This is a genomic window from Pseudochelatococcus sp. G4_1912, from assembly GCF_047501465.1.
Taxonomy (GTDB): domain Bacteria; phylum Pseudomonadota; class Alphaproteobacteria; order Rhizobiales; family Beijerinckiaceae; genus Pseudochelatococcus.
In genome coordinates, this window is sequence record NZ_JAZDRL010000002.1 from 1,145,258 (window position 1) to 1,161,398 (window position 16,141).

General features: G+C 51.8%; 16 protein-coding genes and 1 tRNA gene. 12 read left to right on the forward strand and 5 right to left on the reverse strand.

The window, feature by feature from the left end; all coding sequences use genetic code 11:
• Position 1: 1 nt before the first annotated feature.
• Both VRZ32_RS12490 and VRZ32_RS12495 read left to right on the forward strand, forming a co-directional pair.
• Positions 2–934 (forward strand): electron transfer flavoprotein subunit alpha/FixB family protein, encoded by a 933-nt coding sequence (locus tag VRZ32_RS12490; RefSeq protein WP_414526049.1) that lies wholly within the window; start codon positions 2–4, stop codon positions 932–934.
• Between the two features lie 342 nt (positions 935–1,276).
• Entirely contained in the window at positions 1,277–2,158 is an 882-nt protein-coding gene (locus tag VRZ32_RS12495) for a 3-hydroxybutyryl-CoA dehydrogenase (protein WP_414526050.1), read from the forward strand.
• 248 nt (positions 2,159–2,406) lie between these two features.
• Here VRZ32_RS12495 and VRZ32_RS12500 read toward each other — a convergent pair whose 3' ends face one another.
• Together VRZ32_RS12500 and VRZ32_RS12505 are read right to left on the reverse strand one after the other, a co-directional pair.
• Positions 2,407–3,354, reverse strand: a complete 948-nt coding sequence (locus VRZ32_RS12500) for a DUF6456 domain-containing protein (protein ID WP_414526051.1) — start codon at positions 3,352–3,354, stop codon at positions 2,407–2,409.
• Positions 3,351–3,812 carry a helix-turn-helix domain-containing protein gene (locus VRZ32_RS12505; protein ID WP_414526052.1) on the reverse strand — a complete coding sequence of 154 codons (462 nt, stop codon included), beginning with the start codon at positions 3,810–3,812 and terminating at the stop codon, positions 3,351–3,353. Before VRZ32_RS12505 ends, VRZ32_RS12500 begins: the two co-directional genes overlap by 4 nt.
• Before the next feature lie 130 nt (positions 3,813–3,942).
• On the opposite strand from VRZ32_RS12505, the gene VRZ32_RS12510 reads away from it, so the two are divergent.
• Positions 3,943–4,125: a hypothetical protein gene (locus VRZ32_RS12510; RefSeq protein WP_414526053.1), complete on the forward strand. Its 183-nt coding sequence runs from the start codon at positions 3,943–3,945 to the stop codon at positions 4,123–4,125.
• Positions 4,126–4,257: 132 nt separating this feature from the next.
• A complete protein-coding gene (locus VRZ32_RS12515; RefSeq protein ID WP_414526054.1) occupies positions 4,258–4,656 on the forward strand; it encodes a hypothetical protein in 399 nt (132 codons plus the stop codon).
• Between the two features lie 54 nt (positions 4,657–4,710).
• Here the strand turns inward: VRZ32_RS12515 and VRZ32_RS12520 are convergent, their stop codons facing one another.
• A complete protein-coding gene (locus VRZ32_RS12520) occupies positions 4,711–6,129 on the reverse strand; it encodes a hypothetical protein (protein ID WP_414526055.1) in 1,419 nt (472 codons plus the stop codon).
• Positions 6,130–6,803: 674 nt separating this feature from the next.
• Between VRZ32_RS12520 and VRZ32_RS12525 the strand changes: the two genes are divergently transcribed.
• Entirely contained in the window at positions 6,804–7,400 is a 597-nt protein-coding gene (locus tag VRZ32_RS12525; RefSeq protein WP_414526056.1) for a superoxide dismutase, read from the forward strand.
• Positions 7,401–7,495: 95 nt separating this feature from the next.
• Here the strand turns inward: VRZ32_RS12525 and VRZ32_RS12530 are convergent, their stop codons facing one another.
• A complete protein-coding gene (locus VRZ32_RS12530; RefSeq protein ID WP_414526057.1) occupies positions 7,496–9,376 on the reverse strand; it encodes an ABC-F family ATP-binding cassette domain-containing protein in 1,881 nt (626 codons plus the stop codon).
• Positions 9,377–10,097: 721 nt separating this feature from the next.
• On the opposite strand from VRZ32_RS12530, the gene VRZ32_RS12535 reads away from it, so the two are divergent.
• The 4 genes from VRZ32_RS12535 (at position 10,098) to pssA (ending at position 14,171) form a co-directional block, all read left to right on the forward strand.
• Positions 10,098–11,474, forward strand: a complete 1,377-nt coding sequence (locus VRZ32_RS12535; protein WP_414526058.1) for a nucleotide sugar dehydrogenase — start codon at positions 10,098–10,100, stop codon at positions 11,472–11,474.
• Positions 11,475–11,614: 140 nt separating this feature from the next.
• Positions 11,615–12,301: a Crp/Fnr family transcriptional regulator gene (locus VRZ32_RS12540; protein ID WP_414526059.1), complete on the forward strand. Its 687-nt coding sequence runs from the start codon at positions 11,615–11,617 to the stop codon at positions 12,299–12,301.
• Positions 12,302–12,427: 126 nt separating this feature from the next.
• Complete coding sequence (locus VRZ32_RS12545; protein WP_414526060.1) at positions 12,428–13,126, forward strand: phosphatidylserine decarboxylase; 699 nt, start codon at positions 12,428–12,430, stop codon at positions 13,124–13,126.
• Between the two features lie 193 nt (positions 13,127–13,319).
• A complete protein-coding gene (gene pssA / locus VRZ32_RS12550; protein ID WP_414526061.1) occupies positions 13,320–14,171 on the forward strand; it encodes a CDP-diacylglycerol--serine O-phosphatidyltransferase in 852 nt (283 codons plus the stop codon).
• 34 nt (positions 14,172–14,205) lie between these two features.
• Here pssA and VRZ32_RS12555 read toward each other — a convergent pair whose 3' ends face one another.
• The gene (locus tag VRZ32_RS12555; protein WP_414526062.1) at positions 14,206–14,478 is read right to left on the reverse strand and encodes a hypothetical protein; all 273 of its coding nucleotides are present in this window, start codon (positions 14,476–14,478) and stop codon (positions 14,206–14,208) included.
• Positions 14,479–14,922: 444 nt separating this feature from the next.
• On the opposite strand from VRZ32_RS12555, the gene VRZ32_RS12560 reads away from it, so the two are divergent.
• From VRZ32_RS12560 to VRZ32_RS12570, 3 genes are all read left to right on the forward strand, one after another.
• Positions 14,923–15,618, forward strand: coding sequence for a Maf-like protein (locus VRZ32_RS12560; protein ID WP_414526063.1), 696 nt, complete (start codon positions 14,923–14,925; stop codon positions 15,616–15,618).
• Between the two features lie 49 nt (positions 15,619–15,667).
• Positions 15,668–15,859, forward strand: coding sequence for a DNA gyrase inhibitor YacG (locus VRZ32_RS12565; RefSeq protein WP_414526064.1), 192 nt, complete (start codon positions 15,668–15,670; stop codon positions 15,857–15,859).
• Positions 15,860–16,006: 147 nt separating this feature from the next.
• A tRNA-Phe gene (locus VRZ32_RS12570) sits at positions 16,007–16,082 on the forward strand.
• The last annotated feature ends 59 nt before the right edge of the window (positions 16,083–16,141 follow it).

Consider the following 16,141-nt stretch of genomic DNA (forward strand, 5'->3'; position numbering starts at 1 on the left):
CATGACAACGTTGCTTATTGCTGATCACGATAATGCCGCGCTTAAGGACGGTACTGCAAAGGCGTTGACCGCAGCGCGTGAACTCGGTGCGCCTGTGCATGTTCTCGTTGCTGGCCAGGGCGCGCGTAGCGCTGCTGACGCTGCTGCGAAGCTGGAAGGCGTTGAGAAGGTGCTGCTGGCTGATAACGCAGCCTATGCGCATGGCCTTGCGGAGCCGTTGACGGCTCTCATTAATGGGCTTGCTGGCAACTACAAGGCGATTGTTGCGCCTTCATCATCAAACGGCAAAAACGTGCTACCGCGCGTAGCTGCGTTACTCGATGTGGCACAGGTGTCGGACGTTACCAAGGTGATCTCACCTGATACGTTCGAGCATCCGATCTATGCCGGTAACGCGATTGAGACCGTGCAGACCACAGATGCCAAGCAGGTACTGACCATCCGCACGACTGCCTTCAAGGCTGCGGGTGAGGGTGGTTCTGCAGCTGTTGAGACGGTGGAGGCTGCGGCTGATCCCGCTCTTTCGCAGTTCAAGGGCGAGGAAGTTGCGAAGTCTGAACGACCTGAATTGACGGCAGCGAAGATCATTGTTTCTGGTGGTCGGGCGCTTGGTTCTGCTGAGAAATTCCAGGAAATCATCGCTCCGCTTGCTGATCGTCTCGGTGCTGCAATTGGTGCAAGCCGTGCAGCAGTTGATGCAGGATATGCGGCGAACGATCTGCAGGTAGGGCAAACGGGCAAGGTGGTTGCGCCAGATCTTTATGTCGCCATCGGTATCTCGGGTGCGATCCAGCATCTGGCCGGCATGAAAGACAGCAAGGTCATTGTCGCCATCAACAAAGACGAGGAAGCGCCGATTTTCCAGGTAGCCGATTTTGGCCTCGTGGGCGATCTCTTCAAGGTATTGCCTGACCTAGAAAAAGCCCTGGGCTGAGGATGTGCTGATCTTCGCATCATGGTGGTCTGCAAATGGCAGTGCTCTACGCTTCCGGTGCTGATGTACCAACGTACGTTCCGGTTCTTGAGCGCTACCATTTTCGGCTCACCATGACGCGAACCTCAGTGCATTCTGTGGTCCTTTTCGTGCTGCACCTTCTTTTCGCTGCATGAAAACTTTAGGCAGATGTGTTATGTTTGTTTGAAGATTTGTCGTTTAAGTGAGTATATAAGGTGTCATCTGGTCAAGAGTGTCGGCTGCTGGATTGACTCTTGTTTCAGATTCCTCTGCCATAATCTTCAGCTAAAACATTCAGCAACGGTTTAACGGACAGGCAACATGACGATCGAAATTCGTAAGGTAGGCGTCATCGGGGCTGGCCAGATGGGTAGCGGGATCGCTCAGGTGGCTGCTGCGTCGGGCTATCAGGTCTTGCTCAATGATATCAGTGAAGAACGCATCAACGCTGGTCTCGCCACAATCAATGGCAATCTGTCGCGCCAGGTGTCTAAAGGCCATCTTGCCGATGGTGAACGCACAGAGATTTTGTCGCGTATTGTGCCAGCCGCAAGCTATGAAGATTTTGCTGACTCCGACCTCGTAATCGAGGCTGCAGTTGAGAATGAAGACACCAAGCGCAAGATTTTTCAGGCATTATGCCCTTTCTTGAAACCCACTGCTATTCTTGGCACCAATACGTCGTCGATTTCGGTTACGCGTCTTGCTTCGATTACAGATCGCCCCGAACAGTTCATTGGCATTCACTTCATGAATCCAGTGCCTGTTATGCAGTTGGTGGAACTTATTCGCGGTATCGCGACGGCTGAGGGCACGTTTGAGGCCACTCGTGATTTTGTTGATAAGCTTGGCAAGAACTTCACCGTTGCAGAAGATTTTCCGGGCTTTATCGTCAACCGCATTTTGCTTCCCATGATCAATGAGGCGATCTATACGCTTTATGAAGGTGTGGGATCGGTTGAATCTATCGATAGCGCAATGCGGCTTGGTGCTAATCACCCTATGGGTCCGTTGCAATTGGCCGATTTTATTGGTCTCGATACCTGTCTCTCGATCATGCAGGTGCTTTATGAAGGCCTGGCGGATTCCAAGTATCGTCCTTGTCCGTTGCTGGTGAAATATGTAGAAGCGGGCTGGCTTGGACGTAAAACCCGCCGTGGTTTTTATGATTATCGTGGCGAGAAACCAGTGCCCACCCGGTAAGATATTTGGCATGGCGCTTACATGATGCACTCTCTGAGTTTGCATGTTTCTTTTCACTCATAAACGTGTGTGCATTGTAATCCGGCTTGCGAACATTTCCTGCATCAAGACCAAAAATGGTTATCGCTTTTTGGTCTGATGCATAAACCAAGAGATAGAGCAGGGCTTTGAGCCAGGGGGGTAGATGCCCTGGAGGCCTTATCCTGATGAGCTTTCTTGCTGGGATAGGAAAGTAAGCTGCGAATGCATTATTGTGTGGCAACCCAGTTTCTGATGCCCTTGCTATGACTGGGGCCGCTTGCCTCCTTGTTGAGTCCATAGTGCGTTGCAAGACGCTGGAGGGCGAGCTTTAGCACTACCTTGCCTGAACGCGGTGGCCAATGGCGTTCTCTTTCAACCTGTTCAATTCCTTTGAGGAAGCCACAAACATCAAGCAAAATGCCTGCATAGTTGCCATCAACCGCGTCCAGAGCGCGATGCAGTCTTTGCCGAGCAGAAACCATTGTATCCGTGGCAATGGCGGGGCCACCGGCTGCGCTACCGCCTCTGGTTGGTGACCAGTTACTTGTTACCTGCGGCATAATCTGTGCCATGGTCACATCTCGGCGCAGTCGTTCGCCAGCTTCGAAACAGGCATCATCGATAAAAGGAGTGCCATTGCGATCCCGGCGCTTGTGCAACCATGCGAGAGGACTTTCAGCCTCGTTTATTTGTACGATGAGCGTCTCGCTTCCGTCCTGTATAGTTGTTTCGCGAACAGCACATCGCTTTTCTGCTTCGATTTTGTTTTCAATTACGTGAGGGCTTATAGTCTTTGCTTTGCCCTCCAAAGGCATGCAGATAGTGCTTGTAAGCATTTGCGAACTCAGTCGTGATCTGGATTTTCTGGGTGCACGGCTTTCGCTATTTATTGTTTGGTTGTAGCGGGATAATGCCATTTGACCTGCAGCGGTTATCATAAAAGCTTTTTGTGGTGTGAGGTGGATGTATCCGCATTTAAGCAGTAATTGAGCGATGTCGGCAGGAAGTAGGCCGCGGCTGAGCGAAACGTTATTGTAAGAGCTTGATAAAATTACATGATCGCGATTTTTGCTGCAGATAAGTGCAGTGTTTCCAACAACGCTGAGATGGCGTAACAACTGCATTGCTTGACGAAGACGTTGCTGTGTTTCAGTGGCGAGGGGATTTCTGGTCATTGCTCGGTCTCCGATGAGGCTGAGGTCGATATTTTTCGATCAAATATGGGTGATAAATCAGCATCTTCGGCGTTCTCACAGCAGGATGATATATCCTGGAGAATGCGACGGACATGCGATGTCAGTGCATATTCGAGACAAGCCAGTGCGCGGCTATAGCCGCTATCATTGCTTCGCTTTGCTTCCACGCGTCGGCAGGCATGATCGATAGTGGAGTGATGACGACCAAACGATCGCCCCGTCGTTGATCCAGAAAGGTTGAATGCGACCCGTGCAAGATAGATTGCCCCGGCACGGGCAAAAGCCGCCTCGGCACGATTTCTGCTAGCGCTGCGTACAGCTGCCAGCGGCACCCGAAATGCAGACGCAACTGCTGCCTCACATTGGCGGCAAATCATGGCTTCGTGTAAAAGACGATGACCATTGCCACTGGTGCGAACGGAACTGGTCCAGGACATTACAGCCTCCATATCCATTGATGTAAAAGGAAATTATCCCTACATGCGCTTCATAGCGCGCAGTTATAGGATTATCATCCTATAATACCAAAGCAATAGGCCTGGATCGGTTATTGACAGCTCTGTTCGCATGTTTGCGGATAACTTCGCTTTGCTGTTTGCGTTATCCGCACGCAGCTATGCGCCCCCATTTCCAGCAATACTGGTGGCTAACGTGTTCAGCGTTCGCGCCATGACGTTGGGGGAAGGTGAGAAGACTTGCCTGAAGATTCCGACGGGTAATCAGCGTGTTGGAGAAGGTGCATATGGCTGAAAACTGCATCGCACTGAAAGTGATCACTGTCGTTTAGTGTGTGATCTGATCAGCCAAATAGAAAAGCTGCAACTTTTACTCGCTGCGCTTTTTAATATGCTCAACATCCACCGCGCCTGTTAGGGGGCACAGATGATTGGTATGGATGGTCGTGGCAAGGTCGGTGGCAAATATGGATTTGTAGATTGTAAAGCGCGTAATAATCCGCAACATCAACATTCTCAATATGATATGGGCGCTTCATTGGCCGATTGTTCGGCGCGCCAGGGGCGGATTGTAGCTTGGCGAGCTGTTGAAACGGTGATTGATGCCGGGGCTGCCTGGTTGTTGCAGGATAAGGTTTTCGCCACTTCTCAAGATGAGGAGGATAAGCGCCACGTCCAGATACTACGCTTAAAGCGAGCAATCAGACGCGAGCGAGCGTTGGGATATCAAGGGCACTGGAGTTACAATCCCTCACGCCATCTCGCGCTCTTGCAAGCGTTGCGGACGGAGAAATTACGAAACCCGTTGGTTAATTACAAACGATGAGAATTTATAAAGCGATTTTCCTATCAGCTTGAAATAGTAAGCAGGAGCATCGCTTTATTCGTTTTCCACTTTGGTTGGAGCGCGTTCAATGCGTTCTCCGGCCATGGCGGGGTCTTCGCCTGAAGCTATATAGCGTTTGAGACCATCTAGAGAATCGAAGCGAAAAATACCTTGCGGAGTCTCAGCTTCGATAGTTCCGTTTTCGTACATTACATAAACGTTTTTACCAGCACGATATGACCCTACGACTTGGTTTGGAGACGTATCTTGTTTTGCGTCAGGGGCGGAATTGGAGCTGGTGTCGTCTGCTGCCGGAACGGTATTAAGCGGTGGGGCGTTCTTGGAAACTAGAGCATCAGATGTTTGCTGATTTGAGGTCTCAGATGCTGATTCTTTTGCGCCTTTTACCTCTATTCCAGGGACAGGTGCAGAATCTGTTGCGGGTGTATCGGTCGTATTGACATCTGCAATATGATCCGCGGCCTCCTCATGACCTACCGGTTTAATGTCAACCACAGGCGTAATTGATGCAGGCACAGACTCTATTGACGCTGGCTTAACCTCGTCGATAGAATCGGAAAGCGTTGGCGCTGAGAACCGCTCTTCCTCCCCAGCTTTTTTAAAAGGGGTATCTGCCAGCGATAAGCGTTCCCGTGCACGCTCTGCAGCAGAAGGGCCAGGCGGTGGCAATGAGGTGGTTTTGCTCGGTTTCCCAGTCTTTCCAAGCCGTGTCCAGAAGGAGCCGCTTTCGCGTTCCGTGCGCTCGGGGTGAACAACAGGAATAGGCGGAGAAGCAAAATCAGCTGTATCTTCCTTTGACCTGTTATGTAGCGAAACTTGGATTCGGAGAGCTGATCGAGCATCGTCCGCAACTGTATGCTGCGTGCTTATTTCATTTGGCTCTGCTGTCGGTGATGGCATTGAGGGCGCAATTGATGGGGCAGGGCCATCAAGAGGCGTGATATCGTGGCGTACCAGAAAATCCGGAGCAGTTGCGCCAACATTGGTGATGATGGATGCATCAGGCGCCTCGGCTGAAATCTCTTGATCCATTGGGGGAGAAGGCGCTTCAGCTATGGCATCGCTTTTGGGGAGATCATCAAAATGAGGGCGTGCCACTAATGGCGGCTCTTGACGGAATGGGGAGGGCTCGCGGGAGGGAAGAGGCTCTGCTTCAAATCTGGCGGATGGCATCTCTTCAGATCGTGGTGCGAGCCGTGTTTCGTCCTTCGCATCAAACGGTAAGTAGGGGGATTCTTCTGGTAGCGCGTCTGCAATGCGCTCAGGTAATCGCCGCAACTCACGTATAAGCATGGCGATTCCAAGCAGTATAAAGCCACCCGTGGCAATGATGCTGCCTGATATAACCATCGACCAGCCACGCTCAAGAACGATCATGCCAGCGCCAATTATAATGGCGCCGGTGCCGCCTCCAATGAGCAGACATGCGAGTACAGTGCTAAGAAAAATCATGCGACAAGCACTCTTGCAATGAACACAGGGCCGGTGAACCGGAGGCTATCAATAGATATATTATCTATCAATGGCACGCCTGCATAAAGGTTGCACGACAGCAAAAAAATCTATCAATCCCTATGGAATGTATAGCATTTTTATAGCCGATGCGGTTCCTCACCGTGCCCACAACGGTGCGGAGATAGACTAAGAGATTGATGGCATAGCTTCATCAGCATAGTGCATGAAGCTTTCACTGAACGACCTATCTCTCTGATCCTAAGTAGCGTGTGAAATCTGCCAAAATCAAGGCGAGCCTGAATCTGACGACGTTCATTCGCTTATTTGCGGGCAGCAAACAGCGATTGTTTTGCTATCCTTCCTCATTAAGCTAAAGCTTGTCTTATTGCTTTGTTATCGCTTCCTGCCTTGTGTAGGAACTTTCGATTGAGCTTGGCGTTGGATAAACCAGTCGGATGCCTTCTTTCCAAGATTTAATACGGTATGACTATAGACTTATATGTAAACCAAATATGCCGAATTCCGGGCGTTACATCACGTAAGGAATGCATAAGTCTACAGCCTTCATTGTCACGAGCCGCTACGGTTGATAGGTTCGCCATCATCTCTGGCGTATGGTTTTCATCAAATACCGTACGTTAAAAATATGCCCCAACTTTCAGGAGCTAACCATGTCGTTTACTCTTCCCGATTTGCCGTACGCCCACGATGCTCTGCAGCCATACCTGTCGCGGGAGACGATGGAGTATCACCACGACAAGCACCACAAGGCTTATGTGGATAACGGCAACAAGCTGCTTGAAGGTACCGATCTCGCGGGCAAATCCCTTGAGGAAATCGTAAAAGCCTCTTACGGCACAAATCCTGCCCTGTTCAACAATGCTGGTCAGCACTATAACCACCTGCATTTCTGGAACTGGATGAAGCCAAATGGGGGCGGACCTATCCCTGGCGAGCTTGAGAAGAAGATCATTGAAGATCTGGGCTCCGTAGAAAAGGCTAAGGAAGATTTCATTCAAGCGGGTATCAGCCAGTTTGGTTCAGGTTGGGCCTGGCTTGCAGTCAAGAACGGCAAGATTGTTGTTCTCAAGACCCCCAATGGTGAAAGCCCACTTATTCAGGATGCAACACCAATTCTTGGTGTCGATGTCTGGGAGCACTCCTACTACATCGATTACCGCAATCGCCGTCCAGACTATCTCAAGGCGTTTGTCGATAATCTCGTGAACTGGGAATACGTTGCAGAGCTGTTTTCCAAGGCTTCCTAAGTTTAGAAAACTCCTGCCGTAATATGAAAAAGCCCGGAGAGCTTATGCTTTCCGGGCTTTTTGGTGTCAGTCTTTCAGGATGGGGCCGCGCAGTTTTATGAGGCTGCTTCAATTTCGGTTGAAGCCTCCAGCCATTCTTCCTCTGCCTGTGCTAAAGCAATGGCGGCGTCCGAGCGCATTTTTGCGAGCTCTGCGGCCTTTTCCGGGTTTTTGCTGAAGGTATCAGGCGCTGCAAGAGCAGTATCAATACGGGAAATGCCATCGCTGAGTTTTGCCATGCGCGCTTCCAGCATTTCAACACGCTTGCGCAATGGGGCAAGAGCCGTGCGTGTTTTGGCAGCATGGCGACGCCTATCCGCCTTTTCACCGCCACTACCGTTATTTGTATTGGATGCGCTACGCGTAGCCGGTGCATCGCCTGCCAGCACAAGCTTGCGATAATCATCCATATCGCCATCATAAGGTTTGACGGAGCCGTTGTTTACCAGCCATAGCCTATCGGCACAGGCTTCAATCAGAAAACGGTCATGGCTGATGAGCACAACCGCGCCGGGATAATCGTTAATTGCCTCAATCAGCATCTGACGGCTATCGATATCAAGGTGGTTCGTGGGCTCATCAAGAATCAGCAGGTGGGGCGCGCCAAAGGCCGCAAGGCCCATAAGTAGCCGCGCTTTCTCGCCACCTGATAGTTGTGCTACGGGTGTATCAGCTTTTGCGGCAGGAAAACCAAGGCGTGCGGCGCGTGAGCGTTGCTGTGCTTCAGTTGCATCAGGCATCAGTTGTGCAACATGTTGCCAGGGGGTGGCATTGGGGCGCAGTTCATCGAGTTGATGCTGGGCAAAGTATGCCACTTCCATCTTGGAAGAACGCGTGACTGTGCCCTTCATCGGCTCCAGCCGGCCTGAAAGCAGTTTCGCGAAGGTCGATTTTCCGTTGCCGTTTGAACCAAGCAATGCAATGCGATCATCGGGCAGTAATGTGAGGTTGAGGCGCTCCAGAATAACCTTCTCACCATAACCAACCGAAGCCTGCTCCATAGCGATAATTGGTGGAGACAGTGGGCGTTCTGGACCTGGCAGGTAGAACGGGATCGATTCTTCTTCCGTAATGGCTGCAATAGGCTCCATTTTTTCAAGCCGCTTGATACGCGATTGCGCCTGCTTGGCCTTGGTAGCCTGGGCGCGGAAGCGGTCGACGAAGCTTTGTAGATGTTTGCGCTCTGCATCCTGCTTAACGCGTGCCTTGGCGACAAGCGCCATCTTCTCTCGACGTTGACGATCAAACGAACTGAAGCCGCCGCGGTAGAGTACAAGCTTGCCGCGATCAAGATGTAGGATGTGATCGACAGAGGTATCTAGCAACTCGCGATCATGGCTGATGATGAGGGCAGTATGCGGATAACGGCCCAGATAATCATAAAGCCAGAGCGTACCTTCAAGATCGAGATAGTTGGTCGGTTCGTCTAGCAAAAGCAGGTCTGGCTCTGTGAACAGCACAGCAGCCAGCGCCACCCGCATCCGCCACCCGCCGGAGAAAGAAGAGCATGGCCGGTTCTGTGCCTCGGCATCGAAGCCAAGGCCGTGCAGAATGCTGGCTGCCCGTGAGGGCGCTGCATGCGCGCCTATATCAACCAGACGTGTTTCGATTTCTGCCCGACGTAGGGGATCAGGCGTTTCTTCCGCTTCCACCATGAGGGCGGCGCGTTCGGTATCTGCTGCGAGCACAACTTCCAGCAGCGTTTCCGGCCCACCGGGCGCTTCCTGTGCGACTGCGCCTATCCGCTGACCGCGGGGCAGGGAGATAGAGCCGCTTTCAGATGACAGCTCACCCAGCATTAGCTTGAACAGCGTCGTCTTGCCCGCGCCATTGCGCCCGACAAGACCAACGCGTGCGCCAGTCGGGATAGATGCCCCTGCGTGATCGAGAATAAGCCGGCTGCCTAGCCGGTAGGTGAGGTCATTGATTTGTAACATGGTCGGTTATGAAACGCGCTTTTCTGAATGCACCGTAACCATCTCCATGGATGGGCGCATCGTGGTGAGGATCCCGTCTCTCTTGTCGCGTGAAATGGTGCAATCCACAAGTGCGCACGATGCAATGATATACATCACAATGCGCAAGAAAGGGCGCCTGTACAAGCAGTGAACATGCATTGCACAAAAAGAGCGCGTGTCGCCTGCTTGCAACGTGCTCACGAAATTATATTTCGTTTGGAGGATTCAATCGGTGCATATGTGGAAAAATGTGAGCCAAGGCATTGAAGCGCGGGAAATGCACGGAAAGAGAGCCGCTTACAAGAAGCTTCAAATGCAGCGCATTTTGTGGATAATCAGTTGATGTTTTGTTGATGTTCTATGGATAAGCGCAATATTCTGCCGTTAAATATAAGCAACGGCGAATTTTGCGTGATTCAGACATCAATGTCGGTTGATTCTCATGCATCAAGGGATGCTGGATACATGGTTCATGTGCCGTCGTCATCCTGTTTTTTGCTTGCAAGCGTTATCCACATTCTCGCCGCTGAGTAAGCGCGTCATGTGGGTGGTAATAGCTCTTCGTGCCGGTGTATTCCTTGACAGCCTCTGATGCTGTTCTACACAAAAACAGCATTGCATCGCGTAATCATGACGCGACAGATGCAATAGTGAGTTCGGCCCGTGCCTTCATAGCATTTTGAAATGGGATACCCTGATTTTGAACACTTCCCCAGCTGCTGCGACCGGCTTTTCTCCTACATCTGACGTACTCGGCGAGCGGTTGCTTCGGCTGATTGGTGAACGCAAGGCAGCCATTGGCATTATCGGGCTTGGATATGTGGGCATCCCGCTGGCGCTGGCAGCCGTAGAGGCGGGGTTTCGAGTTATTGGATTTGATATCAACGCCGAGCGGGTAACCCGGATTAACACCGGCCTTAGCCTGATACGTCATATCGCTGATGAGCGTATGCTGGCGGCTGTTTCTTCTGGTAGATTCGAGGCTACAGCAGACTTCTCGCGCTTAACGGAGGCGGATGTCATTGTTATCTGTGTGCCCACGCCTCTGACGCGTCAACGCGAACCCGATCTGTCATATGTTGAGGCAACGGCTCGCAGCATCAGGGATACTTTGAAGCCCGGCCAGCTGATCGTATTGGAATCGACAACGTGGCCCGGCACTACCCGCGAGGTTGTGAAGCCAGTGCTTGAGGAGACTGGCCTCAAAAGCACGCATGATTTCTATCTCGCTTATTCTCCGGAGCGCGAGGATCCCGGCAATGATTCTTACGCCACCAGCGCAATTGCGCGTGTTGTTGGCGGTGACGGCCCTGTAGCACTTGCGGCCGCCAAGGCATTTTACGACACCCTTGTTGTTCAGACAGTGCCTGTTACATCGCTTGAGGCGGCAGAAGCAGTGAAGCTGACCGAAAACATTTTCCGCGCTGTTAACATCGCTCTCGTCAATGAGTTGAAAGGTGTTTATGGCGCTATGGATATCGATGTTTGGGAAGTCATCGATGCCGCCAAGACCAAGCCATTTGGCTTCATGCCATTCTACCCCGGCCCTGGTCTTGGGGGGCATTGTATTCCGATTGATCCGTTTTATCTGACCTGGAAGGCGCGGGAATTCGATATTGTAACGCGTTTCATCGAGCTGGCAGGAGAGATCAACACCGCTATGCCGCATAAGGTGGTGGATGGTCTGGCGGCAGGGCTAGACCGGATTTGCCACCGCGGCCTGAATGGTGCGCACATTCTGGTGCTCGGCGTGGCTTATAAAAAGAATGTCGATGATACCCGCGAAAGCCCGGCGCTGAAGCTGATAGAGCTGATTGAAGCGCGTGGCGGGCGTTGCTCCTACCACGATCCTTTTATTGCAACACTGCCTGATACGCGTGCGCATCCAACATTAGCGGGCCGGCAATCGGTGGCGCTTAATGCGCAGACGTTGTCGCAGTTCGATGCGGCGCTTGTGGCAACCGACCATGATGATGTTGATTATGTACTAATCGCAAGGACGCTGCCGTTGGTGGTCGATACCCGCAATGCGCTTGCACGGGCGGGTATCACGGGTGAAAACCTTGTTAAGGCATAAGTACTTCGCTGTTTATGGGAAAATTGAAGGTGCTCTAACTTATTGATTTGATGCGTTTTAAGATAGAAAAAGCGATATCCACTTTTTCTGAAAACGCTATAAGGTAGATAGACGACACAGATTCGTGATCGGGGAGTGGCATGGGCACACTTAGCCGGATACCGTTTTTCCAGGATTCTGGCATTGATTTTGCCCGCTTTGATTCGCGCGTGCATTGGCGGCGTTTCAACTCAAATGAAGTGCTCATCGATTATGAAGAGCCATCCACAGACGTGTATTTCCTGGTCTCGGGTGAGGTGCGCGTTCTGGTGCGCACACAGGCTGGGCGTGAAATCATCCTGGATGACATGCGCGCTGGAGAGTTTTTTGGCGAGCTCTCGGCTATCGATGGCGTAGGGCGCTCGGCGAATGTAGCCGCACTTACGCAGGGCGAAGTGTGTGTTATGCCGGCAAGCGTTTTTCGCGAGGTGGTCTTTTCATCCCCCACCGTCGCGGATCGGCTGATGCGCCTTCTGGCGCAACGTGTGCGCGAGTTAAATGCACGCCTTACAGAGCATGCTGTGCTTGATTTGCGCCACCGTCTTTATGCCGAATTATTGCGTTTATCAGTGCCGCGTGTGGGGCATGCGGATGAGCGAGTGATTTCGCCGCCGCCTTATCATCACGTATTGGCTGCGCGAATCGGATGTCGACGTGAGCAGGTAACGCGTGAATTCACAGCACTCTCCCGCGAAGAAATTATTGAGCGCACACGCGGCGCGCTAGTGCTAAAGCAACCGGAAATGCTGCGCTCTCGCCTGAGTGAGGCCATGCGAGAGGTTGGTTGAATCAGCGCAATCGGTTGACGTGGTTGCGCGATGCTGGCATGCAACGGGGCTGTATCGATGCTCGGGCGAGGCGTTCGGGTGTGCCTATGTTTTTGCTGGTATGGCTGCGCTGCCGGAGACCGTTGAATGTCTATGTATGATTCCATCAGACAGGTGCTGACCCCCATCCATAAGGAGGGCTATCCCTTCATTGCGATTGCGGCTGTTGCATCGCTGGTTCTGGGGCAAATGTGGGAGCCGTTGGGCTGGCTTGGTCTGGTGATCACGCTGTGGGTTTGCTACTTCTTCCGCGATCCTGAACGGCAAACGCCGGTGCGCAGTGGGCTTGTGGTATCGCCCGCTGATGGTCGTGTTAGCTCCATCGCTGAAGTGCTGCCACCGCCAGAACTTGAACTGGGCGATGCACCGCTGCGCCGGATATCAATCTTCATGAATGTGTTCGACTGCCACGTGAACCGCAGCCCGGTTGATGGTGTGATTGAACGCATCGTTTACACGCCCGGTATCTTCATTAATGCTGATCTCGACAAGGCCAGTGAGGATAATGAGCGCAATGGCCTTGTCATCGTTACGGGCGAAACCCGGGTCGGTGTGGTGCAGATTGCCGGTCTGATTGCTCGGCGTATTGTCTCGTTCGTGCGTGAAACCGATGCATTGCTAGCAGGTGAGCGCTTCGGCCTGATCCGCTTTGGCTCGCGCGTTGATGTCTATCTGCCACTTCATGTGCAGCCGCTTGTTGGTCTTGGTCAGCGTGCAGTTGCGGGTGAAACGGTGCTTGCAGATCTTACGGGCACCGAGCCTGCACGCGAATACCGCTGCGCTTGATACTTGCTAGCCCTGCGGCTTATAGCGCAGGGCTCGGAGCAAAATAGATTCAAGCTGATCAATATTTTGCTCTAGCTCTTTGTTTGTGCATCAGATTTATGCCACAAGTGGCGATCACTTATAGGCTTGGTGCAATAGGCAATGACGGCTTAATCGTTTTCTGGCCTTGGCCCGTGGTGTATAGATAGCGCGCATGAGTGATTTGTTTCCGCCTTTCATTCCCGATCCTGAAGAGCCACGGCGCCGGCGTTTCCGTCCGATCCCGTTGCGTCTTCTTGTGCCTAATGTCATCACGCTACTGGCGCTGTGCCTTGGCCTGACAGCAATACGCATGGCGATAGAATCGCGGCTGGATATTGCTGTTTTCGCCATCCTTCTTGCAGCAGTGCTTGATGCTGCGGATGGACGGGTTGCGCGCATGCTGAAGGGCACTTCGCGCTTCGGAGCTGAGCTTGATTCGCTGTCTGACTTCGTGAATTTTGGCGTTGCACCAGCATTGCTGCTCTACACATTCATTCTGGATGAGATGAAGTCGCTCGGCTGGATTGCGGCAATGGTCTATGCCATTGCCGCTGCTTTACGACTGGCACGTTTCAATGTCATGCTGGATGATCCTGAGCGACCGGATTGGCAGAAGAACTATTTTGTTGGCATGGCTGCACCTGCGGGCGCGTTAACAGTGCTTTTGCCAATATATCTTCATTTTATTGTATGGCCAGTATCGGAGGTCGCAGCGCCTGTCGTTGCTATTTATACGGTTTTCATCGGCTTGTTGATGGTTAGCCGCATTCCGACATTTTCTGGCAAAACGCTGGGGCAGCGGGTGGCACGAGACATGGTGCTGCCGTTATTTGTGCTGGTAGTACTGGTCGCGGCATTGCTGGTAAGTTTCACATTCCATGTGCTGGCGATTATTACGCTTGTCTATCTCGTGTCACTACCATTTGGCGTGATACGTTACCGGGCGCTGGATCGTGCCCACTCCGAGCAAGTCGCTGCAACCGCGGGTGTGCCAGAAGAGAAGGCTGAATTAGGGGATCAGTAAGATTTTGCCTAAACCTTAAGTGTTTGGTTGAAGATTACTTTCCCAAAAATCCTTTTGCCGCGAGGCGTTTGGCATTAGCTCTCACGCGCCTTCGGGCAGGGGTTGCGCTAACACTGGCGATGCTCATTATCTTATCTGGTAATTGTTTTGGATTGACTCTTCCAAAGGTCATATCAATCCATAATCTCTGCCATGCTTGCGCTGCGACCACGCTTCCCTCCATGATGGCTGCGGCTTTTTCTGTAAATGCGCGCATGGTTTCTGCGCTCATGGGATGACTTGGATCAAGCGTATCATAGAGGAACATTGGCCATCTGAACGCGATTGTGGTTGCTGTATCCCGTGCAGTTTCAGCCGATTGCGATAATCGAGTGGGAGTCATATAGGGAAAGAATTGCTTGGGAAACATGGAGAATTCTGCCTTCTGCGAGCGATCGGTTAGAATGAGCTGATTCTATTTTGATTTATCTTTTTATTTACTTGATTTCCTGACGATTGATTATGTCACTCATCGATTGGGCATTTGTTGATATAGCAACCCTTTCCGTTATCGTTTGTTCCGTGTTAAAGCGCCTTCGGTTGCTCTTTGCGCTATGATAGTGCGAAAGGGACTTTGGGTGTGGATTGTCTGTTGTCTTTTGGCAAAATGGGTACAAACCAACATATTTTATAGCGCATATAAAAAACGCATCAGATGTCTTCTCAGGATGATTTCTTATGGTGCGTTGGCAAAAGGTTTCAGGAGAGGTCCTTGAGCGATATCATCACGCCGCAGGCGCAAAAGGCAGTCCATGCAGAGGTTTCAGAAAAGGCTGCTGTGAAGCCGCAGCTTATTCTGGCATCGGCCTCACCCCGGCGCCTGGCACTGCTTGAGCAGGTTGGCGTAAAGCCAGATTTTTTATTGCCAGCAGAAATTGATGAAACGCCTCGTAAGGGCGAAAAACCCCGTGATTATGCGCGTCGTGTTGCCATATCCAAGGCGCAAGCCGTCCATGCCCTGCTTAAATCGCCTGCCGGTATTGGAAGTGATGTGCGGGAGGCATATATCATTGCGGCGGATACAGTTGTGGCTGTTGGGCGTCGCATATTGCCGAAAGCAGAGGTTACGGATGAGGCGGAAGATTGCTTGCGCCTCTTATCCGGGCGCGCGCATCGCGTATACACTGCCTTGTCGGTGATTACTCCTAATGGCAAGGAGCGCGATCGGGTTATTGAGACGCGCGTGCGTTTTAAGAACCTTTCTCGCGTTGAAATGGATGGCTATCTCGCGAGTGGTGAATGGCGTGGTAAAGCTGGCGGCTATGCGATTCAGGGGCTAGCGGGTTCGTTCGTCGTTAAATTGGTGGGGGCTTACTCAGCGGTGGTGGGGCTACCACTCTATGAAACAGTTGCGCTGCTGTCAGGAGAAGGTTTTCCAGTGCATTCGCAATGGCTCAACCAGGAATAACTATTTTGGCCAAACCGGCGGATAAGAGAAGCTCAAGGACAGGTACACGATGTCAGATGCAGTGAATGACAACGATTCATCGCAATCGCCATTCGGAAAGTGCCCCATTTGCGCCAAACCAAGCGAAGAGCGCTGGCACCCCTTTTGCTCACGCCGCTGCGCTGATGTTGATTTGCACCGCTGGCTTTCGGGAAATTATGCTATTCCAGTGACCGAGCCGGGTGATGATGAAGAAGGTTGAGATCAATAAGTTAGTCTGAGTTGTTGAGAATGATTACAGCCTGTGGACAACGCTGCTTTTATCACTTGCAGCCCGCTAGACATCAAAACGTGATGCATCTATAACGACCTGACCGCGGGGAGATAAGCTTTTCACTTTCCCGCCGATGCCCGGATAGCTCAGTTGGTAGAGCATGCGACTGAAAATCGCAGTGTCGCTGGTTCGATCCCGGCTCCGGGCACCACTAAACGTTTTTATCCTTAAAAATCAACAGTTTGAGTTAGGTGCGGGAAACACCTTAAA